Source organism: Candidatus Poriferisocius sp. (assembly GCF_965219815.1).
Lineage (GTDB): Bacteria > Actinomycetota > Acidimicrobiia > Acidimicrobiales > Bin134 > Poriferisocius.
Genome location: NZ_OZ244791.1, coordinates 3,152,312 through 3,172,507 on the forward strand (window position 1 = coordinate 3,152,312; position 20,196 = coordinate 3,172,507).

General features: G+C 66.8%; 20 protein-coding genes. 12 read left to right on the forward strand and 8 right to left on the reverse strand.

Features of this window, described 5'->3' with window-relative positions:
• Positions 1–49: 49 nt before the first annotated feature.
• The 10 genes from ACOQPI_RS15155 (at position 50) to ACOQPI_RS15200 (ending at position 11,272) form a co-directional block, all read left to right on the forward strand.
• Entirely contained in the window at positions 50–829 is a 780-nt protein-coding gene (locus ACOQPI_RS15155; RefSeq protein WP_420620456.1) for an ATP-binding cassette domain-containing protein, read from the forward strand.
• A 107-nt stretch (positions 830–936) separates the two neighbouring features.
• A complete protein-coding gene (gene iolC / locus ACOQPI_RS15160; RefSeq protein ID WP_420621050.1) occupies positions 937–1,881 on the forward strand; it encodes a 5-dehydro-2-deoxygluconokinase in 945 nt (314 codons plus the stop codon).
• 19 nt (positions 1,882–1,900) lie between these two features.
• The gene (locus ACOQPI_RS15165; RefSeq protein WP_420620457.1) at positions 1,901–2,881 is read left to right on the forward strand and encodes an NAD(P)-dependent oxidoreductase; all 981 of its coding nucleotides are present in this window, start codon (positions 1,901–1,903) and stop codon (positions 2,879–2,881) included.
• A gap of 37 nt (positions 2,882–2,918) precedes the next feature.
• Positions 2,919–4,094 carry a Gfo/Idh/MocA family protein gene (locus ACOQPI_RS15170; protein ID WP_420620458.1) on the forward strand — a complete coding sequence of 392 codons (1,176 nt, stop codon included), beginning with the start codon at positions 2,919–2,921 and terminating at the stop codon, positions 4,092–4,094.
• 13 nt (positions 4,095–4,107) lie between these two features.
• Positions 4,108–5,994: a 3D-(3,5/4)-trihydroxycyclohexane-1,2-dione acylhydrolase (decyclizing) gene (gene iolD / locus ACOQPI_RS15175; protein ID WP_420620459.1), complete on the forward strand. Its 1,887-nt coding sequence runs from the start codon at positions 4,108–4,110 to the stop codon at positions 5,992–5,994.
• A gap of 30 nt (positions 5,995–6,024) precedes the next feature.
• The gene (locus ACOQPI_RS15180; RefSeq protein WP_420620460.1) at positions 6,025–7,452 is read left to right on the forward strand and encodes a fatty acid desaturase; all 1,428 of its coding nucleotides are present in this window, start codon (positions 6,025–6,027) and stop codon (positions 7,450–7,452) included.
• Positions 7,449–8,456, forward strand: coding sequence for an inositol 2-dehydrogenase (gene iolG / locus ACOQPI_RS15185; protein WP_420620461.1), 1,008 nt, complete (start codon positions 7,449–7,451; stop codon positions 8,454–8,456). Before ACOQPI_RS15180 ends, iolG begins: the two co-directional genes overlap by 4 nt.
• Positions 8,457–8,526: 70 nt before the next feature.
• On the forward strand, positions 8,527–9,525 hold the full coding sequence (locus ACOQPI_RS15190; protein WP_420620462.1) for an SDR family oxidoreductase: 999 nt from the start codon (positions 8,527–8,529) through the stop codon (positions 9,523–9,525).
• Positions 9,526–9,527: 2 nt separating this feature from the next.
• The gene (gene iolB, locus ACOQPI_RS15195) at positions 9,528–10,394 is read left to right on the forward strand and encodes a 5-deoxy-glucuronate isomerase (RefSeq protein ID WP_420620463.1); all 867 of its coding nucleotides are present in this window, start codon (positions 9,528–9,530) and stop codon (positions 10,392–10,394) included.
• A 29-nt stretch (positions 10,395–10,423) separates the two neighbouring features.
• The gene (locus ACOQPI_RS15200) at positions 10,424–11,272 is read left to right on the forward strand and encodes a 2-deoxy-5-keto-D-gluconate 6-phosphate aldolase domain-containing protein (protein ID WP_420620464.1); all 849 of its coding nucleotides are present in this window, start codon (positions 10,424–10,426) and stop codon (positions 11,270–11,272) included.
• On the opposite strand, the gene mnmA is transcribed toward ACOQPI_RS15200, so the two are convergent.
• From mnmA to ACOQPI_RS15215, 3 genes are read right to left on the reverse strand one after another with little or no spacing between them, the layout of a single operon-like run.
• Complete coding sequence (mnmA, locus tag ACOQPI_RS15205; protein ID WP_420620465.1) at positions 11,269–12,297, reverse strand: tRNA 2-thiouridine(34) synthase MnmA; 1,029 nt, start codon at positions 12,295–12,297, stop codon at positions 11,269–11,271. The genes ACOQPI_RS15200 and mnmA overlap by 4 nt on opposite strands.
• Positions 12,298–12,314: 17 nt before the next feature.
• The gene (locus tag ACOQPI_RS15210) at positions 12,315–13,457 is read right to left on the reverse strand and encodes a cysteine desulfurase family protein (RefSeq protein WP_420620466.1); all 1,143 of its coding nucleotides are present in this window, start codon (positions 13,455–13,457) and stop codon (positions 12,315–12,317) included.
• Positions 13,458–13,478: 21 nt separating this feature from the next.
• Positions 13,479–14,135: a hypothetical protein gene (locus ACOQPI_RS15215; protein ID WP_420620467.1), complete on the reverse strand. Its 657-nt coding sequence runs from the start codon at positions 14,133–14,135 to the stop codon at positions 13,479–13,481.
• A gap of 54 nt (positions 14,136–14,189) precedes the next feature.
• On the opposite strand from ACOQPI_RS15215, the gene ACOQPI_RS15220 reads away from it, so the two are divergent.
• Entirely contained in the window at positions 14,190–14,624 is a 435-nt protein-coding gene (locus ACOQPI_RS15220; RefSeq protein ID WP_420620468.1) for an SRPBCC family protein, read from the forward strand.
• A 4-nt stretch (positions 14,625–14,628) separates the two neighbouring features.
• On the opposite strand, the gene ACOQPI_RS15225 is transcribed toward ACOQPI_RS15220, so the two are convergent.
• From ACOQPI_RS15225 to murA, 3 genes are all read right to left on the reverse strand, one after another.
• Complete coding sequence (locus ACOQPI_RS15225) at positions 14,629–15,324, reverse strand: rhomboid family intramembrane serine protease (protein WP_420620469.1); 696 nt, start codon at positions 15,322–15,324, stop codon at positions 14,629–14,631.
• Positions 15,325–15,344: 20 nt separating this feature from the next.
• Positions 15,345–15,608 carry a NifU family protein gene (locus ACOQPI_RS15230; protein WP_420620470.1) on the reverse strand — a complete coding sequence of 88 codons (264 nt, stop codon included), beginning with the start codon at positions 15,606–15,608 and terminating at the stop codon, positions 15,345–15,347.
• Between the two features lie 251 nt (positions 15,609–15,859).
• Entirely contained in the window at positions 15,860–17,152 is a 1,293-nt protein-coding gene (gene murA / locus ACOQPI_RS15235) for a UDP-N-acetylglucosamine 1-carboxyvinyltransferase (protein WP_420620471.1), read from the reverse strand.
• Positions 17,153–17,175: 23 nt separating this feature from the next.
• Here murA and ACOQPI_RS15240 point away from each other — a divergent pair, with 23 nt between their 5' ends.
• Entirely contained in the window at positions 17,176–18,753 is a 1,578-nt protein-coding gene (locus tag ACOQPI_RS15240) for an MFS transporter (RefSeq protein ID WP_420620472.1), read from the forward strand.
• Here the strand turns inward: ACOQPI_RS15240 and ACOQPI_RS15245 are convergent.
• Both ACOQPI_RS15245 and ACOQPI_RS15250 read right to left on the reverse strand, forming a co-directional pair.
• Entirely contained in the window at positions 18,750–19,319 is a 570-nt protein-coding gene (locus ACOQPI_RS15245) for an alpha/beta family hydrolase (RefSeq protein WP_420620473.1), read from the reverse strand. The two genes, ACOQPI_RS15240 and ACOQPI_RS15245, sit on opposite strands and share 4 nt — an antisense overlap.
• Positions 19,319–20,134 carry a hypothetical protein gene (locus ACOQPI_RS15250; protein WP_420620474.1) on the reverse strand — a complete coding sequence of 272 codons (816 nt, stop codon included), beginning with the start codon at positions 20,132–20,134 and terminating at the stop codon, positions 19,319–19,321. Before ACOQPI_RS15250 ends, ACOQPI_RS15245 begins: the two co-directional genes overlap by 1 nt.
• Positions 20,135–20,196: the final 62 nt, after the last annotated feature.

Genomic DNA, 20,196 nt, shown 5'->3' on the forward strand with positions numbered 1-20,196 from the left:
GTTCTTCGCAGTCCGTTCAAACAGCCGAAACCCTCAAGGAGGTCTGCTGATGGCTGAATTCCTCGAACTCAACAACATCTCGAAGTTCTACGGGAACATCATCGCCCTCACCGGGGTCACCACCACGGTGAATCCCGGTGAGGTCACCTGCGTGCTTGGCGACAACGGCGCGGGCAAGTCCACCTTCATCAAGATCCTGGCCGGCGTACACCAGTACGACGAGGGCACGCTCTTGATGGAGGGCGAGGAGGTGCGATTCAACTCGCCCCGCGAGGCGCTGGGCCGAGGCATCGCCACCGTGTACCAGGACTTGGCCATGGTGCCGCTCATGTCGGTGTGGCGGAACTTCTTCTTGGGCGCTGAGCCCAAGACCGGCATTTGGCCCTTCCGCCAGATCGACATCGAGGGCGCCAAGCGAATCGCCAAAGAGGAGATGGCCAAGATGGGCATCGACATCCGCGATGTCGAGCAGCCCGTTGGCACCCTCTCCGGCGGTGAGAGGCAATCGGTGGCTATCGCCCGGGCCAGCTACTTCGGCGCTCGGGTGCTGATCCTCGACGAGCCCACCTCGGCGTTGGGCGTGAAGCAGTCGGGAGTAGTGCTGCGGCGCATCGTGGAGGCTCGAGACCAGGGATTGGCGGTGATATTCATTACCCACAATCCCAACCATGCCTACCCGGTGGGAGACCGCTTTGTGATCCTCAACCGGGGAGTGTCCATGGGGAATTGGGCCAAAGAAGAGCTGTCCCAGGCTGATCTGACCCAGCTCATGGCCGGCGGCGCCGAACTTGAAGCTCTCCAGCATGAGTTGGCTGGAGCTGGTGCGTAGTCGTCGCTCCTGACCACAACTAACATCTCTGCGTGACTGACGCACCGGGGACCGGCATCGCCCGCGATTCGTCCGATATCGCACCGGGGACCGACATCGCCCGCGATTTGTCTGATATCGAGGTGCTGACCATCGGGCGGGTCAGCGTCGATCTGTATCCCCAGCAAAGCGGGGTGCCGCTGAGCAGGGTGGAGTCGTTTGCCAAATCCGTCGGCGGCTCCCCCACCAACGTGGCTGTGGCCTGTGCCCGGCTGGGCCGGCGGGCCGCGGTGGTGACCCGGGTGGGCGACGATGGCTTCGGGGAGTACATCCGTAACGAACTGGCCGAGGTGTTCGGAGTAGAGAGCCGGTATGTGTCCACCGACCCCGAGCTGCGCACCGCCCTGGCCTTCTGCGCCCTCGACCCTCCCACCGACCCGCCGCTGCTGTTCTACCGCGAGCCCCGGGGCCCGGAGATGAACTTGGTACCCGGCGACATCCCCGACATCGCCGCCACCGTTCCGGTGCTGTGGACAGCAGGATCCCGCTTCGCCCAGGAGCCGTCGCGCTCCACCGTGATGGAAGTACTCCAGCGCCGGAACCGCCGACCCCATACGGTGCTCGACTTGGACTACCGGCCCAGCTTCTGGTCCTCCTCCGAGGAGGCCGGCGTGCACATCGGGCAGGCCGTGGAGCTGGCCACTGTGGCGGTGGGCAACCGAGCCGAGTGCGAGATCGCCGTGGGCGCCGCCGACCCCCATGCCGCCGCCGACCGGCTGCTGGACCGGGGAGTGTCGCTGGCCATTGTGAAGCAGGGGGAAGCCGGGGTGTTGGTGGCCACCCCGGAGAGCAGGGCGGAGGTGCCGCCCATCCCGGTGGAGGTGGTGTGCGGATTGGGCGCCGGGGATGCTTTCGGGGGCTCGTTGGCCGACGGGCTATTGGCCGACCTCGACCCGGTGGCAATCGTCACCCGGGCCAACGCAGCCGGAGCTATTGTGGCCGGTCGCCTGGCATGTTCACACGCCATGCCAACCCCTTCCGAGATCGACGAGATGCTGGCCCCACACCAGTGACCCCCGCTGAGGCGAGAGCATGACCGGATCCAACACCAAAATCCGCATCTGGATCGACCGAACTCCCCCGCCCGGGGTCGAGATCCCCTCTGATGTGGAGCTGGTTGACGGCCCCGAGCACGCCGACGGCGTAGTGGTGGCCGCCGACCGGCCCTGGGACGACGATGCCTGTCGGCGGCTGCCCCAGCTCAAAGTAGTGGCCCGCTCGGGCATCGGCTACGACAACGTGGACGTTGCTGCCTGCGCCTCCCACGGCGTGGCGGCCTGCAACACCCCCGACGCCCCCACTGTCTCCACCGCCGAGCACGCGCTGGCCCTGATGCTGGCGGTGACCAAGCGCCTCAAGGGCTCCGAAGCACGCTTGGCTGCGGGTACCGCGGGCGGGCCGGGAAGGCTCACCGGCCCCGGGGCTCTAGAGCTGGACGGACGAACCTTGGGGCTGGTGGGGTGCGGACGGATCGGCAGCCTTCTTGGGCGCTATGCCGAGGCGATGGGAATGACCGTGCTGGTGTACGACCCGTATTTGGATGCCGCGCCAATGGGCAGGCTGGTCGAACTCGACCAACTCTGGGCCGAGTCAGACGTGGTGTCGCTGCACGCCCCCGCCACCGCGGAGACCCACCACATCGTCAACACCGGCTCCCTGGCTGCCATGCGCCCCGGCGTTGTCATCATCAACTGCGCCCGGGGGGCGTTGGTCGACCAAGAAGCCCTGTTGGCCGCCCTCGACTCCGGCCGCGTAGCCGGGGCAGGCCTCGACGTGACCGAACCCGAGCCGCTGCCCCCCGACCACCCGCTACTGGGCCGCGACAACGTGTTCGTCACCCCCCATGTGGCTTCAACCACCACGGTGGGCATTGTCCGCCTCGTGGGGCAGGCGCTGGAACAGGCCCTCATCTGGCTGCGGGGCGGGACCCCTGAGCACCTGCTCGACCCCGCGGCCGCCCACCCCGCGGTGGACCGCAGAATCGCCCATGCCGACACCCCCCACGCCTCATGACCTCTCGGCGTCGCATGGGACACACCGGGGATGCCTCATGACCTCTCGGCGACGCCTTGGCATTGCAGTGGTGGGATTCGGCTGGATGGGGCAAGCCCACTCCCGCTCCTACCTGCGGCTGCCCACGCTGTTCGAAGACCGGCCCTACGACGTTGACCTGGTGATCTGCTCCGACAACATGGAAGCCCGACGAGGCATTGCCGAGAGCGACTTCGGATTCCGGGAGACCACCGACGACTGGCGGCCCGCCGTCGAGCACCCCGCCGTCGATGCGGTGATCATCTGCGCTCCCAACATGCTGCACGAGCCCTTGGCCATTGCTGCGGCCACCGCCGGAAAGAACGTGTTCTGCGAGAAGCCGGTGGGGGGAACCCCGGGCCAGACCGCCCGGATCGAGCAAGCCTGCCGCCGGGCCGGGATCGTCACCGGGGTGGGCTACAACTACCGTTTCGCACCGCTGGTGCTCTATGCCCAAGAGCTCATCGCCGCTGGCGAACTTGGGCAGATCACCAACTATCGGGGCCGGTTCTTCTCGATGTACGGGGCTGATCCGATGGGCCTGCTCTCCTGGCGCTTTCTCATCGACCAAGCCGGGCACGGCGCCACCACCGACATCTTGAGCCATGCGGTGGATTTGGCCCTGATGCTGAACGGCCCCATCACCCGGGTGGTGGGCATCGGTGAGACCTTCGTCAAGGAGCGCCCGCTGCCGTCGGGGGCGGGGACCCACTACGACCGGGGCAGCCCCGGCGACCCCACCGGCGAGGTCACCAACGAGGACTACTTCGGCGCGCTGGCCGTGTTCGCCAACGGCAGCCACGGGATGCTCGAGGCCAGCCGGGCCATCGTCGGCCCCCAAAGCCAAATGGCTTTCGACGTCTATGGCACCGAGGGCGCTTTGAGCTGGAACCACGAGACTTTGAACGAGCTCCAGCTTTTCCGAGCGTCTGACCCGCAGCAGGGCTACACCACCGTTCGGGCCAGCGATCGCCATCCCTTCCACGGCGCCTTCGTACCAGGCGACGCCAACTCCATCGGCTTCGAGGACATGGTGGCCATCCAAGACCACGAGTTCCTCGCCGCGGTGGCCGAGGGGCGGCCTCACAGTGCAGGCATGGAGCAGGCTTTGGCCTGCGTGAGCGTGCAAGCGGCCATGCTGAAGAGCTGGGAGACCGGCACCTGGGAAGATGTGGTATCGCTGAGGATCGATTGAAGGGAGGGCAGCCATGGAAACCATCCGCCTGACAACCTCCGGGGCCGTGGTGCGCTATCTGGCGGCCCAGCGCATCGAGGTCGACGGCCAGGCCGTCCCCCTGTTCGCAGGAGTGTTCGCCATCTTCGGCCACGGCAACGTCACCTGTCTGGGCCATGAGCTGGAGCAGGCCAGCGAGGCGCTGCCCACCTGGCGAGGTCAGAACGAGCAGGGCATGGCCCTGGCCGCGGTGGCCTACGCCAAGGCCAACCGCCGCCGCCGCATCATGGCCGCCACCAGCTCCATCGGCCCCGGCGCCACCAACATGGTGACCGCGGCTGCGGTGGCCATGGCCAACCGGATGCCCTTGCTTCTGCTGGCCGGCGACACCTTCAACAGCCGCATCCCCGACCCCGTGCTCCAGCAGGTGGAGCACTTCGACAATCCGACTGTGACGGTAAACGACGCCTTCCGACCCGTGGTCCGCTACTGGGATCGCATCACCGCGCCCGAGCAGCTTGTGCAGTCGCTGCCCAACGCCGTCAACACCATGCTCGATCCCGGCGACTGCGGTCCGGCCTTCATCAGCCTGCCCCAAGACATCCAGGGCGAGGCCTGCGACTTCCCCGCCCGTTTCTTCGAGGAGGCCATCCACGAGATCCGCCGTCCCCGGCCCGACACCCGCGAGCTTCGTCGGGCCGCGGCCGCGCTGGTTGCCGCTGAGCGGCCTTTGATCGTGGCCGGCGGCGGGGTCCACTGGTCGCTGGCCGAAGACGAGCTGCGTTCCTTCGCCGAGATCCACAACATCCCGGTGGTGGAGACGGTGGCCGGGCGCACCTCGCTGGTGGCCGACCACCGGCTGAATTGCGGCCCCATCGGCGTCACCGGGTGTACCTCGGCCAACGCCATGGCCGCCGACGCCGACGTGGTGCTGGCGGTAGGCACCCGCCTGGGCGACTTCGTCACCGGATCGTGGACGGTGTTCGGCGGGGGCGACGACGTGCAGATCATCGGTCTGAACACGGCCCGCTTCGACGCCACCAAGCATCGCTCGCTGCCGCTGGTGGCCGATGCCCGCGAGGGCCTCACCGAGCTGGGAGCGGCCCTGGGCGATTACCGGGCCCCCGAGGAGTGGTCTGACCGGGCCTCTTCAGAGACCTCGCAATACCACGCCTACATCGACAAGATCGCCGCCCCCGAGACGGTGACGTCGGCCAAACAATCCGACGACGACGAGGCCGCCACCGATTTGCCCACCTATGCCCAGGTGGTGGGAGTGGTAGACCGGGCCGCCGATGAGTCCACCTATGTGCTGGCCGCGGCCGGCGGATTCCCCGGCGAGCTGGTCAACGGATGGCGGGGCCAGGCCGTCCATTCCTTCGACTGCGAATACGGCTATTCCTGCATGGGCTACGAGATCTCCGGCGGATGGGGGGCCAAGATGGCCCTCCCCGACCGGGAGGTGGTGGTGCTGGTGGGCGACGGCTCCTACCTCATGATGAACAGCGACCTCTACAGCACTGTGCTCACCGGCCACAAGCTCATCGTGATCGTGTGCGACAACGGCGGCTATGCGGTGATCAACCGCCTGCAACTGGCCCAGGGCGGCGTGCCGTTCAACAACCTCTTCGCCGACTCCCGCGTGCAGCAAGTAACTCCGGTCGACTTCGCGGCTCACGCCGCCTCTATGGGCTGTGGGGCCGAGACCGTGACCTCCATCGCCGAACTCGAGGCCGCCTTCGGCCGGGCCAGGGCCTCAGACCGCACCTACGTGATCGCGCTCAACACCCACGCCTACCGCTGGACCGAGGGCGGGTCGTTCTGGGAGGTGGGCGTGCCCGAAGTGAGCGCCAGCGCCGATGTGCGAGCGGCCCGAGCCGCCATGGACACCGGCAAAGCCGATCAACGGGTGGGATGGTGAACCGATGAGCCGGGTGGGCCGGGCGAAGAAGTGAGCACCGAGCGGCGCGACTACCGGGTCGGCGGCCCCGAGGCTGACCGGGCCGCGACCGCTGGCCTGGTCGAAGCTGAGTGGTTCCGCCCGCCCATCAATCCTGAGCGCCTGAGCGAGCTGCAAGTGAGGGGCAACGCCCGGGCCGCCATCGACACCATTGCCTGGTTAGGGCTCTTGGCCGGGTTCGGCTACCTGGCGTTCCTCTCTCTGGGCACTTGGTGGGCCATCCCCGCCTTCGCCGCCTACGGCGCGCTGTACGGCGGCGCCGGCGATTCCCGCTGGCACGAGTGCGGCCACGGCACGGCCTTCAGAACCAAGTGGCTCAATGATGCGGTGTACTACCTGGCTTCGTTCATGCTGCTGCGCCAGCCCACCCTTTGGCGCTGGTCGCACGTCCGCCACCACACCGACACCATCGTGGTGGGACGCGACGCCGAGATCATCTTTCCCCGCCCCCCCTCCCCCACGGGAGTAGCACTGGTCTTTTTGCCCCTGGTGAACGTGCCCCGGCTGGTAGCCCGCGCCGCCAAGCACGCCATCGGGCACATCGACGACGAGGCCCGCTCCTTCATTCCTGCCGACGAGCTGGGCAAGCTGAAATGGGAGTCTCGGGCCTATATAGCCATCCTGGCCGGCGTGACGGCCTGGTCGATCGCCATCTGGTCCATCGTGCCGTTGCTCTACGTCGGCCTGCCCACCGTCTATGGAGCCTGGCTGATGGTGTTCTTCGCCATCACCCAGCACGCCGGATTGCGAGAGGACGTACTCGACCACCGCCTCAACACCCGCACCGTGTATATGAACCCCGTCTTCCGGTTCTTGTACTCCAACATGAACTACCACGTGGAACACCACATCTTCCCCACCGTGCCCTACTACGCCCTGCCCGCTTTGCACCAAGAGGTGAAGGACTATCTGGCTCCGGCGTCGCCCAACACCTGGTCGGCTTATCGGCAGATCCTGTCCACCTTGCGTCGCCAGTGGCGCGACCCGGCTCACGAGGAGCCCCGCGGCGATCTGCCTGCGGCCACCGACGGCGGTCGCTCCTTTGTCAACACCGGGCACACCATGTGGGCCGGCGAAAGCCACGACGGCCTTATCGACCTCGGACCAGCCAACGCGCTCACCCCCGGATCGGCCCGGCAGGTGGAAGTGGGCGACGAGGCCTATGCCCTGTTCCGCTTGGGCGACGGCACTTTGGTGTGTACCGAGGGACTGTGTACTCATGGCCAGGCCTACCTGGCCGAGGGCGTGGTGCTCGACTGCCTGGTGGAGTGTCCCAAGCACAACGGCCGTTTCGACCTCCGCACCGGGGAAGCGGTTCGGTATCCGGCCACCGACCCCCTTACCTTGTACCCCGTGGAGATACGAAACGGCCGGGTGGTCTCAAGCCTGCACGCCGAATCCGAGGAGTCCGGAGTATGAGCCCGGTGCGCATCGGAGTGCTGGGCTGCGGGCGGATCGGGCGAATGCACGCCGAGCTGATCGCCAAGCAGGTGCCCAACGCCGAGGTGAAGGCGGTCTATGACGTGGTGGCCGATGCCTCTGCGGCCCTGGCCGACGACCTGGGGGTTCGCCCAGCCGCAGACCCGGCCGAGATTCTGGGGGCCCCCGACGTGGACGCGGTGGCCATCTGCTCCTCTACTCACACCCATATCGACCTGCTGGTGGCAGCAGCCGAGGCGGGCAAAGCCGCCTTCGTAGAAAAGCCGCTGGCCCTCAATTTGGCCGATGTGGACCGGGGCATCGCCGCCGCCGAGGCGGCTGGCATCCCCGTGCAGGTTGGATTCAACCGGCGCTTCGATCCCAGCCACCGCTATGTGCGCGAGCGCGTGGAGGCCGGAGAGGTGGGCGATGTCCACCTCGTTCGCATCTCCAGCCGTGATCCGGAGCCCCCGCCGCTGATGTACCTGGACGAATCCGGGGGCATCTTCTGCGACATGACCATCCACGACTTCGACATGATCCGGTTCGTCACCGCAAGCGAGGTCACCGAGGTCTACGCCACCGGAGCAGTGCTGATCGACGAGGCCATTGGCGAAGTCGGCGACCTCGACACCGCGGTCATCGTCTGCACCCATGAGAACGGCGCCATCAGCACCATCGACAACAGCCGCCAGGCGGTCTACGGCTACGACCAGCGGGTGGAGGCGTTCGGCTCAGCGGGGATGGCGGCCTCTGAGAACCCGCTGGTGGCCACGGCGATCACCCGAACCGCCGGCGGCGCCCACGCACCCACGCTGCCCTACTTCTTCTTGGAGCGGTACATACCCTCATATCTGGCCGAGTGGGAGGCGTTTGTGGAGATGATGGAGGGCGCACCGTCGCCGGTCACCCTGGCCGACGGCCGGGCCCCGCTGGTGATCGGCCTAGCCGCTTGGCGCTCCGTTCGAGAGCAGCGCCCCGTGCGCATCGACGAGATCGGCTGAACCGGAAATGGAGCACCCCATGAGACCACCAGCGGCCACCACCGACCGCCCCCGCGAGATCGGCTGAACCATGCGGGCCTACGTCACTGGAGGGACCGGCTTCATCGGCTCCAACATCGTGAAGGTGTTCGCCCAACGCCACGGCGCGACAGTCCACTGCCCGGTCCACTCCTTCGTCCCCGACGGTCCCCAGCGCTACACCACCGAACCGCTCGATCTGCTCGACCGCGAGGCCGCGCTGGCCAGCGTGGCCCACTTCGACCCCGACGTGATCGTCCACTCCATGATCCTCAACGACCTCGACGGCATTTACGCCCAGCGGGAGCTGGCCTGGCGCAGCTACGTGGATGCCACGCTCACCCTGGCCGAGGCGGCCAACCGGTCCGGGGCCAAGCTGATTGTGGTGTCTACCGACTGGGTGTTCGACGGCACCCAAGCCGGTGCCGATGAGCACACTCCCCCCAACCCGGTGAACTACTACGGCGTGCTCAAGGCCGTCAGCGAGCAAGCCGCCCTGCTGCGGGCCGACCAGGCTGCGGTGGCTCGGGTGTCGGCGGTGAACGGTGTCCACTGGGCCCGGTCCGAGATGCCCCGAGGCCAAGACCCCGGCTTCGGCTACTTCGTGACCACTGTGCTCAACGCCGTGTCGCAGGGCGAGCCCTTCGGGGTGTGGGAGAGCGACGACATCAACATGACGGCTACTTCGAGCCTGGCCAGCGAGTGCGCCGAGGCCATGTGGCTGATCGCCGCAAACCCCGACGCCGAAGGCATCTTCCACTGTTGCGGGGCCGAGCCAGTGGGCCGCATGGAGCTGGCCCGAACGGCCTGCGACGTGTTCGGCCACGATCCGTCGTTGCTGCGGTCGGTGCCGCCTGACCCGGGAATGATGGCATCGCTAGGCGGCGCCCGCATCCCTTTCGACAGCTCCCTGGGCACGCCTCGCACCCAGGAGGTCTTGGGCTATGAGCCGTTGGGCACTCGGGCGCTGCTGGAGCGATTCAAAAAAGAGATGGATGCCGGCGATCTGGTGCCGGCGGTCACCGGAACAGACACAGCAACAGGAGGATGACCATGGCCGACACCCCCACCGCATCCGCATCAGGCCCCATCCGCCCCCAGCCGGGGCCAGGGCGAATCCTGAACATCACCCCGGAAACAGCCGGTTGGGACAACGTGGCCTTCTCGGTGGTGGAGCTCACCCCGTCAGAGCCGTGGTCGGGAGTCGAGCCCGATCGGGAGACCGCCATCGTCCCCCTCTCCGGTGCTGGCCGGGTCCTAGCTGGGGAGATCGACACCCCCATTAGCCGCACATCGGTGTTCGAGGAGCTGGGGCGAATCGTCTACCTGCCGCCGAGTACGCCTTATGAGATCTCAACCGATGGCTCGCTGACGGCCGCGGTGGGCTCCGCCCCGGCTGAGGGCCGCTACCCGGCCCGGGTCTTCGAGCCTTCGGAAATGAAGGTAGAGATCCGCGGCGGCGGCCAGGCCTACCGCCAGGTGGTCCACTCCCTCGCCCACCCGCTGCCCGCGGAGAAGCTCATCCTCTATGAAGTATTCGTACCCCGGGGCACCTGGTCGGGGTGGCCGCCTCACTGCCACGACGGCCGGGACGGCTCCCCCTATCTGGAGGAGGTGTACTACTTCCGTCTGGACCGCCCCGAGGGCTACTGCATGCACCGGAACTGGCGAACTGAGGAGGGCTTCGACGAGGCAGTGGTGGCCCGCGATGGCGATGCGGTGCTGGTGCCCAAGGGCTACCACACGTCGGTGGCCTGTCCCAGCTCCAACATGTACTTCTTGAACTATTTGGCCGGAGAGCTAATTGGAGAAGAGCGGCGCACGCCCCCGTGCTTCGACGCCGAGCACACTTGGATCGAAGCCGACTGGGGTGCCGGCGCGTGGACCCTCCCGGTGGCCGGCGCAGTGCCCTCCAGCTGACATGCCTCAACTGACATGCCGGAACTGATATGACAGTGGCCGACCTCGCCCGCAACGGGCGGTTCGCGGTGCTGGCCATCGACCACCGCGACTCGCTGCGGGCCGTCCTCGCACCAAAGGATCCCGATTCGGTAACCAGCGAAGCCATAGTCGATTTCAAGCGCGACCTAGTGGCTGGTCTAGCCGAACAGGCCACCGGGGTGATGCTCGAGCCGGAGTACTCCATCCCCCAGTTTCTTGACGGCACACTGCCCCCCGGAGTGGGCTTCACCGCCGCGCTGGAGGCCCAGGGGTACATGGCCGACCCCGAAGCCTCGCCGGTTGCCCTGCTGGAGGGCTGGTCGGTGCAAGCCGCGGCCGACTGCGGGGCGGCCGCGGCAAAGCTGCTCGTGCTGTATCGCCCCGACCGCCCCCATGCCATCGCCCAAGAGGAGGCCGCAACCGAAATCTTGGCCGAATGCCGGAGCGTGGGCATCCCCCTGCTGGTGGAACCGCTGTTTTACGCCCTCGACGATCCAACCGTTCGCCCCCAGATCGTGCTCGACACCGTGGACCGCTTCGCCCCCATGGGATTCGACGTTCTGAAGCTCCCGTTCCCCGTCGATGCCCACCACGACCCCGACCGGGCCCGGTGGGCCGCCGCCTGTTCGGAGATCTCCGCCCGCTGCGACATGCCCTGGACGCTGCTATCGGGCGGCGGCACCTTCGAGACCTACCATTCCCAACTAGAAGTCGCCATGGCCTCCGGCTGCGCCGGATTCACCGTCGGCCGAGCCCTGTGGGGCGAAGCCGCCATGGCCGCAACCGTCGACCGTCCCGCGGTCATCGCCGAAATGATCGCCCCCCGCCTCGCCGCGCTACGGAATTTGGTGACCTAAGCGGCCACCGCGCCTCCGACTACCAGATCGCCCTGGTAGAAGACCAACGCCTGGCCGGGGGCTACTCGGCGCTGGGGCTCTTCCCAGTTGACTCTGCCGGCTTGGTCCACCACGCCGACCGCGGGGGTGCCGTGGGCGCTCACCTGGATGTCGAGCGGGACATCCACCTCTCCGTCGGTCCACTGGATGTCGATCACGTTCTGGGTCGGGGCGTACAAATCCACTCGTCGCCCCACGGTCACCCGGCCCGCGGCAATGTCCACGTCGGTCACATAGCGGGGCTCGTCGGTGCCGCCGAGGTTGAGGCCCCGGCGCTGGCCGATGGTCACCGCCTGCACGGCCTCGACTGTGCCCAACTCTCTACCGTCGGCGTCCACCACGGTGGCGGGCGACTGGCCCAGGCGGCGGGATAGGAAGCCCTGCCGTCCCCCGGCTCGATTGGCGATGAAACACACGTCCTGGCTGTCGGGCTTGGCCGAGTTCCGCAGGCCCAACTCGGAAGCCCGCTCCCGAACCTCGGCCTTGGTCAGGTGGCCGATGGGCAGCAGCATTCGGGCCATCTGCTGCTGGCCCAGCATGTAGAGCACATACGACTGATCCTTCGCCCCATCAACGCCCCGCCGCACACGGAATCCGTCGCCCGTGGCTTCCAGTCGGGCGTGATGGCCGGTGGCCACGGCGTCGAAGCCCAATGCTTCGGCCCGCACCATCAGCTTGTCGAACTTGATGTGGCGGTTGCACTCGATACAGGGGTTGGGGGTCAATCCGACGGCGTGGTCCTCCACATAGGGAGATACCACCCGCTGGTCGAAGGCATCGCCGAAGTTGAAAACGTGGTGCTGCAACCCCAGAAGGTCGGCCACCCGGCGGGCATCCTCCACATCCGACACCGAGCAGCATCCGGTGTCTGACTCGCCACCCCACAACTTGAGAGTGATGCCCACCACCTCGTGCCCCTGCTCGGCCAGCATGGCGGCCGCCACCGAGGAGTCCACGCCCCCCGACATGGCTGCCAGAACTCGCATCTCTCGGCCCGTCCCCCTCAGCCCTTACCGTAGGCCCGCAGCCGGGCCACCGCATCGGGGATAACCGCCAACGCCTGATCAATATCGGCATCCGCGGTCTCATAGCCCAGAGAAAGCCGCAGCGATCCCCCGGCCAGCATCCGGTCGTAGCCCATAGCGGCCAGCACATGGGACGGATCCTGCGCGCCGCTTGAGCACGATGATGCCGCCGACGCGTAAATCCCGGCGTCTTCCAGCAGGAACAGCAGCGCTTCCGACTCGATGTCCTCGAAGCACAGGTGGGCCGACCCGGCCACCTTGCCCGACCGCTCTCCGGTCTCCACCGTGTCGGGCACCGCAGTCAGAATCCCGTCCGCCAGCCGGTCCCGCAACCCAGCCAGGCGCTCCACCTGCTCAGCCCGGCTCTTCAGCACAACCTCGGCAGCCGCGGCCATGCCCGCTATTCCCGCGGCGTTGTGGGTGCCCGAGCGCAGCCCCCGTTCCTGGCCACCCCCCAACATCAGCGGCGACAGCTCTACTCCCTCGCGCACCACCAGTGCTCCCACCCCCTTGGGACCGCCGAATTTGTGGGCACTGACCGAGATCAGATCGGCGTCCTCCGCCAGCGAAACCACGTCCAACCAGGGGAAGGCCTGCACCGCATCGGTGTGGAGTACGGCATTGGGGGCAGAGGAGCGGACTGCTTCGGCCACCTGCCCCAGGGGCTGGACCATGCCGGTCTCGTTGTTGGCCAGCATCACCGACACCACGGCCACTCTGTCGTCGAGGGCCGCAGCCAGCGCATCGAGGTCGATGACCCCAGCGGCGTCTACCGCCACCACCCGGCCGCCCAAGTGCTCCACCGGCTCGAGCACGGCATGGTGCTCGATGGCCGAGCACACCGTCACCCCGCCCATCTGCATATGCCGTCCGACCACCGCCATGTTGTCGCCCTCGGTGCCCCCGCCGGTGAACACGATCTCCCCCGGCTCTGAGCCCAGAGCCTCGGCCATCACATCGCGGGCATCGTCGATGCCGCGGCGGGTGTCCCGAGCCATTCGATGCGCCCCGGTCGGGTTGGCATACAGCTCCCGATGCAGGGGGGCCATAGCCTCCACTGCCTCGGGACACAGCGGAGTGGATGCCGCGTTGTCGAGGTAGGCAATCCTCTCGGGGGCCATTGCCGATCCTCCTGCTTCCCTCTAGACCTTGGGGAACACCAGATCGTCGCGCTTGGAGCGCTTGAGCTCGGCGAACGATGGCCACTCGGCCAGGGTCACCACCGCATCCCATAGGCGCACGGCCTCTTCTGGGGGCGGAATCTGGCTCACCACCGGACCGAAGAACGACGTCGTCTCGCCGTTGTGGTGGAAGGAGATGATCGGGGTGCCCACGTCCCGCCCGGTGCGGCTCAACGCCTCCATGGTGGACTCCCGCAGGGCTTCATCCAGCGAGTCGTCCTCGGCCCGGTCGGCAAGCTCGCCAGGTAGGCCAGCGCGCTCCAAGGCGGCCTTCAAATGCTGGTCGGAGGCCACCTCGCCTATCGTCGAGCGGATATCCGCATCGGGATTCCAGATGGTGGATCCGTAGGCGGTGTAGAGCTCACCGGCTGCGGCCGCACCGTGCCCATTGCGAACCGCCTGGGCCACCCGCAGCATTCGGCGGCCCTTGTGGTGCAGTTCCTGATAGCCCTCGGGAAAGTTCTCGTAGTCGCTGTCTTCGTTGAGTATCGACAGGCAGATCAGCCGCCAGTCAACCTCGTAGTCGCGCTGGCGGGCGACATCGGTCACCCATCGAGAAGTGAGCCACGCGAACGGGCAAATCGGATCCCAGAAAAACTCGATGTCGGCATCGGGCATCCTCCAATCCTACGGCCCTCCAGCAAGACCCACGAGTCGCTTTAGACTCAGGTTGTGGCCAAGATCAGGGTTTCCACCACCATCGAGGCGCCTCTAGAAGCGGTGTGGGAGTACGTGCGCCGCATCGACTCGCACTCCGAGTGGATGGCCGACGCCGAGTCGATCTCCTTTCAAGGAGCCCAGACCGAGGGAGTGGGCACCGCCTTCGAGTGCCGCACCAAGATCGGCCCCCTGCGCCTCACTGATGCCATGGTGATCACCGAATGGGTGGACGGGGCTTCCATCGGCGTGCGCCACACTGGACTGGTCACCGGAGAAGGGCGCTTCACCCTCGCCCCCGCCGGCACCGACCGCACCGAGTTCTGCTGGACCGAGGAGCTGAACTTTCCCTGGTGGATGGGTGGGCTACTGGGCGACATCGTCGGCGCCCGCGTCCTCGAATGGGTGTGGCGCCGTAACCTGAAAACGCTGCGGGCCCAATTCGCCTAGTTCGCTAGCCGACAATAAGCACCACGGTGGAGCGGCTGGCTGCCCACAGGGCGCCGACAAAGGAAGCCCCCGCCACCACTACCGCGGCAAGCACCGGAATCACGGTCGTGTGCTGCTGTCGGCGAATGGCATAGGCGGCGGCACCCACGAGGAAGCCGCCAATGAGACCGCCGATGTGGCCACCCAGCGAAACGGACCGCACAGTGAAGCTGATAACCAGATTTATGGCGAGAATCGGCCCTATCGGAGTCTGGAACAACCCCACCCCTTGGGCCAGCGACAGGGCGGCGTAGGCACCCAACAAGCCGAAGATGGCCCCCGAAGCCCCCGCAATCAGCGAATTCGGCGTCTCGATCAGCGCTCCGAACGACCCGCTCACCAGCGAGGCGAAATAGACCGCCATGAACTGGGCCTTTCCCAGCGACCGCTCCAAGGCCAGCCCCAGGACATAGAGCGAGAACATGTTCACCGCCAGGTGGATGAAGCCATGGTGCAAGAACCCGCCGGTGAACACCCGCCACCACTCGTTCAAGTATTCGATGTTCCCGCCCAGAGTGGCAGCACGGTAAACCAGACCGTCTCCATCGCCCCCGCCACCGAGGAGATCGTCCCCCATCGCGATGCCGACGATGAACACCGCCGCGTTGGCGGCAATCAGCCCATAGCTGACGTACCAGGTATCGGTTCGCTGAGGGACCATGAAGCGAGGTTCGACGGTCGCTACAAGCCCACCGGTGAGCCGTCGCTCAGCAGGTTCTGGCCCACGTTCACCACCTCGGTGACCCCATCCACCCGGTCTTTGAGGATCCGCTCAACCCCGGCCTTCAGCGTGACCGTCGAAGCTGGGCAGCTCACACACGCGCCCACCAGCTCCACACTGACCACTCCGGTTTCCTCATCCACTCCCCGCAAGAAGATGTCTCCGTCATCGGCCTGCACCGCAGGGCGAATGGCCTCGATTACCTGGGCGACGGCCTCCTGCATACCCACCATTCTCTCAGCAAGCGGCCCGTTCGCCAACCCTCGCCACGACCAATTGGTCCAGCCTCTGACAGAATCGACGTCCCGTTCCCCGAAAATGCCGGTGGCCTGACAGAATCGACGTCCCGTTCCCCGAAAATGCCGGTGGCCTGACAGAATCGACGCTGTGGAACTGCTGGCCCACCAGGGAGGCTGGGACGAGATTCTCTTGGTGGCCGCGCCGTTGGCTCTGCTGGCCGGCCTGCTGTTCCTGGCTAATCGCCGGGCCTCTCGTGGCAGACGTCAGCGCCGAGAGCGCTGAGCTTGCCGGCGAAGTCCTCGTAGCCCCGGTCGATGTGATGGGGGTCGGACACCACGGTGATGCCGTCGGCGGCCAGGCCGGCCACCACCAGCGCCGCCCCCGCCCGGATGTCGGACGCCCGAACCGGCGCCCCGCTGAGCCGGTCCACACCCCGGATCACCGCGTGGTGGCCCTCGGTGCGGATGTCGGCGCCCATGCGCACCAGCTCGTCCACATAGCGGAACCGGCCTGAGAACAGGTTCTCGGTGACGATCCCCACCCCTTCGGCCACCGACAGCATGGCAACCAGCAGCGGCTTGCAGTCGGTGGGCAGGCCGGGATAGGGCAGCGTGGACACATCGGCGGAGCGGAGGCGACCGCTGCACATGGCCCAAACACCATCGGGATCAGAAGAGGTCCGCACCCCCATCTCGCCCAGCTTGCGGCACAGTATCGCCATATGGTCGAGGCGGGCGCCCACCAGGGTGATCTCGCCGGTGGCCACACCGAGAGCAGCCATGAAGGTGGCCGCTTCGATCCGGTCGCTCACCACCGTGTACTCCACCGGGCGGAGCTCCTCCACCCCATCCACCGTGATGGTGGACGTGCCCGCCCCGATTACATGGCCGCCCATGTGGTTCAGGAATCCGGCCAGATCGGCAATCTCCGGTTCCCGGGCGGCGTTGTCGATGACCGTGGTTCCCTTGGCCCGGACGGCAGCCATCATCACATTCTCGGTGGCGCCCACGCTGGGATACTCCAATAGCACTGAGTTGCCCACCAGATTGTCGGCAGCGGCGTGGACGTCCCCGCCGGAAATCTCGAACCGACAGCCGATGGCCTCCAGTCCGGCAATGTGCATGTCGATGGGCCGAGGGCCGAAATCGTCTCCTCCGGGCAAGGCCACCCGGGCATGCCCGATCCCGGCCAGCAGGGGTCCCAACACCGCCGTGGAAGCTCGTAGCTGCTCGGTCAGCGCATAGGGCGCCTCGGGGATTATGGCCTCGGGGCGTTCAATGGTGAGGGCGTCGCCCACTCGGCTAACAGAGACCCCCATGGCCCGCAGCACATCGGCCATCACCGCCACATCGTGGATGTCGGGCACATTGCGGATCACAAACGTGCCCTCCGTGAGCAGGCAGGCGGCCATGAGCTTCAGCACCGAGTTCTTGGCCCCGCCGATGGCCACTGCGCCCTCCAGGGGACCATTGGCCCGCACCTCAATGCGGTCTTGCCGATCGAAGTCATCCTGATGGCCTCGCTCCACCCGACAAGTATGGTCCCCTCGCCGTGGCCAGCACAGTCATGGTGTGGTCGCGGGGCGGCGCCTCAACAAAAGTAAGCTGCCTCCAGCCCATGCCCCGAGTGATCTCTCGTCGCGTTCTGAGCACCGATGCCGCCGATGGCGTGCTGAACGGCCCCAGCGGCCTGCTATCCCCTCGAACCGACATCGTCTTGGAACGCGCTGAGGGCGACGCCGTCTTTTCCGCCGTCGAGGGACCGGTCTCGCAATACCAACGCACGGTCACCGTCGAGCCGGTGGGCTCTGATCAGGTGGAGATCATCGAGCGGTTCGACTATCGCCTGGCCATCCCGGTTTGGCGGGTGCTCTTCACCGTCCCCTTCAGCCGTGCCATCCGCCAAGGACGGGAGTGGCCCTGGTGGCACCCCCCAGACCGTTTCACCGCCCGACAGGCCCGGATCGTGGCGTTGCTGGCCACCCTGGCCGTGATCGCCGGATTCTTGGGCACCCTGCTCGGCCAAACCATCACCTTCGCCCGAGAGGAGTTCGGAGAGAGCAAGTCGGCTCAGGGCATCGCCCTTTCGCTGATCCGGCTCAGCATCCTGATCACGGTGGCAGTGGCCGCGTTCGCCGACCGGAGGGGGCGGCGGCGCACCCTGCTCTACGCGGCAGCCGGTGCCATTTTGGCCTCGGCGGCGACATCGCTGGTGGCCAACCTGGCCACCCTGGCTGCGGTCCAAGCAACTTCCCGGGGACTGTCCCATGCCATGGCGCTGCTCATCTTTGTGTTCGCACTCGAAGAAGCCCCCGCCGGGTCCCGGGCCTTTGTGGCCTCCATGCTGGGACTGGCCGCCGGGCTGGGCTCGGGAATTGCCGTCGGGTCCGTGCCCCTCGCCGACCTGGGGGACGCTGCGTGGCGACTCAGCTTCCTCCTAGCGCTGGCCGGAATGCCCCTGGTGCTGTTCGCAGCCCGCCGGTTGCCAGAATCCCAGCGGTTCGAAACTGCCCGTCGACAGCCCCGAACCCGACCACCCCAGCAGTACCGCTTCCGACTGGTGCTCCTGGCTGTGACTTCGTTTGCCGTGCTGCTGTTCGCCGCACCGGCCTCTCAGCTGCAAAACGACTTTCTGCGTGACGAACGGGGCTTTAGCGCCACCAAGATCACGGTGTTCACCCTGCTCACCGCTTGGACGGCGGGACCGGGCATGCTCATCGCCGGCAAGCTGGCCGACCTTCGGGGCCGACGGGTCCTCGCCTCTGTCGGTGTGAGCGGCGGCGCGCTGTTCGCCTTCTGGCACTTCACGCTGGCCGGATGGCCCATGTGGGTTCTGATCGCAATTGGAACGCTCATGACCGCCACTACTGTCCCAACGCTGGGGGTGTACCGGGCCGAGATGTTCGGCACGATTCGCCGGTCGGAGTCCAACGGATTCCTCGGCGTAGCCGGAGTCGCCGGCAGTGCCGCCGGCCTCGCAGCCGCCGGGTTCATGGCCGACGCCTGGGGCTACGGCACCGCGTTCGCCATCCTCATAGCCGGCCCAATCCTCGTCGCCATCCTTGTACTCCTCTACTACCCCGAAACAACGCGCCGCTCCCTGGAAGAACTAAACCCTGAAGACGCCTAGAGCGCCTCCAACCAACTGGCCACGGCGTCGGTGATAATCGCGTCAGCCTTCCTCGGATCGTGGCGCTCACCTTCTAGCCACACGACAGTCACCGGGCCATTGATGGCGGGCAAATGCTGATCGAACTCCTCGGGACTGCCAAAGGGATCGCGGTCACCCGAGATGAACAGGCAAGGCACGTCAATTTCCGGAAAATGCCCAGTCCGCAGACTCTCCGGCTTCTTCGGCGGGTGCAGCGGATAGCTCAGCAGCACTAAGCCCGCGGCGGGCATCCCGTCGGCCACGGCCATGGAGCACATCCTCCCGCCCATCGACCGGCCGCCCAGCACCAGGCGCCCCGACTCGGTTCCCAGCCGAGCGGCGATGGCCGGGACCTCCTCATCGAGGAAGGCCAGCAGCTTGGGGGCTCGATCGGGAGGTCGGCGACCCTGATTCCGGTAGGGGAAGTTGACCCGTTCCACCGGCAAGGGGGCCAGCCCCTCGGCAATGGCCACCAATGTGTGCTGATCGCGATCCCCGCCCGCGCCGTGGAAGAGCACCATCCCATCCACCGCCGGTCCAGCCATCACATATACCGGCGCAGCAATTCCCGCAGGGCCCTTGCGGCCTGCTCGGCCGCGGCATCGCCTTCAACCGGGTCGGGTCCGGCCACCAAGGCCTCCCGCAGACTGTCAGCGGCATCCAGCATTGCCCGCCAGAAATCAGGCTCGTACCCCCACGGCAGGCTGAGTTGCACCACCTGTTCGTGGGCCAACGCGAAGTCCTCCACCGCCTTGGAATCAGACGTGTTGCGGCGCAGCCGGTCGGCGGAGAAGAACAGCGCCTCCAGCACCTGATAGGGCTCCACCCCGGGCAAGCCCGGTCCGAACTGGCGTTCGGAAACGGCGCTGGTGAGTCGGTCGAACAGTGCGTCCACCGCCTCCTCGTCGGCTTCGGCCACCTCCAGGTTGCCGGCGTAGTCCACTTCGTGGGCGATGCCCTCCGACAACAGCTCGCTCAGCACGTTGGCCTTGTGGGCATCGTCGAAGTCTCTCAACTCGTACACCACCGCAGGCAGGCTCTTGTCGAGCTTCGGGAGCTGCTCTCGCAGCACCGCCTCCACGGCCTGGTCCACCACCTCCTCGTCGCGCTCACACATAATCAGCGTCGGTCCCAGCCAGGCGTGCTCCAACTCCCGGGTTCGCAGCGCTGCCTCCAGGCGACTGCGGGCGTCGTAGGACCATTCGTGAAACTCGTAGGCAAGCTGCTCGTCGTCTGGCCCACCCACCTCTTCAGGCTGCTGGGGCTGGGTGGGAAACGTGGCCACGCCACACTCAGCGCACTCCGACACGTCGTCGTCGTAGGGGGCGCCGCATTGAAAGCACCAAACCATGCCGAACATGGTCTCAGATAACGGGGCAGCGGTCGCATCGCAGCACTACGGTTGGGCAACGTGAACGCATC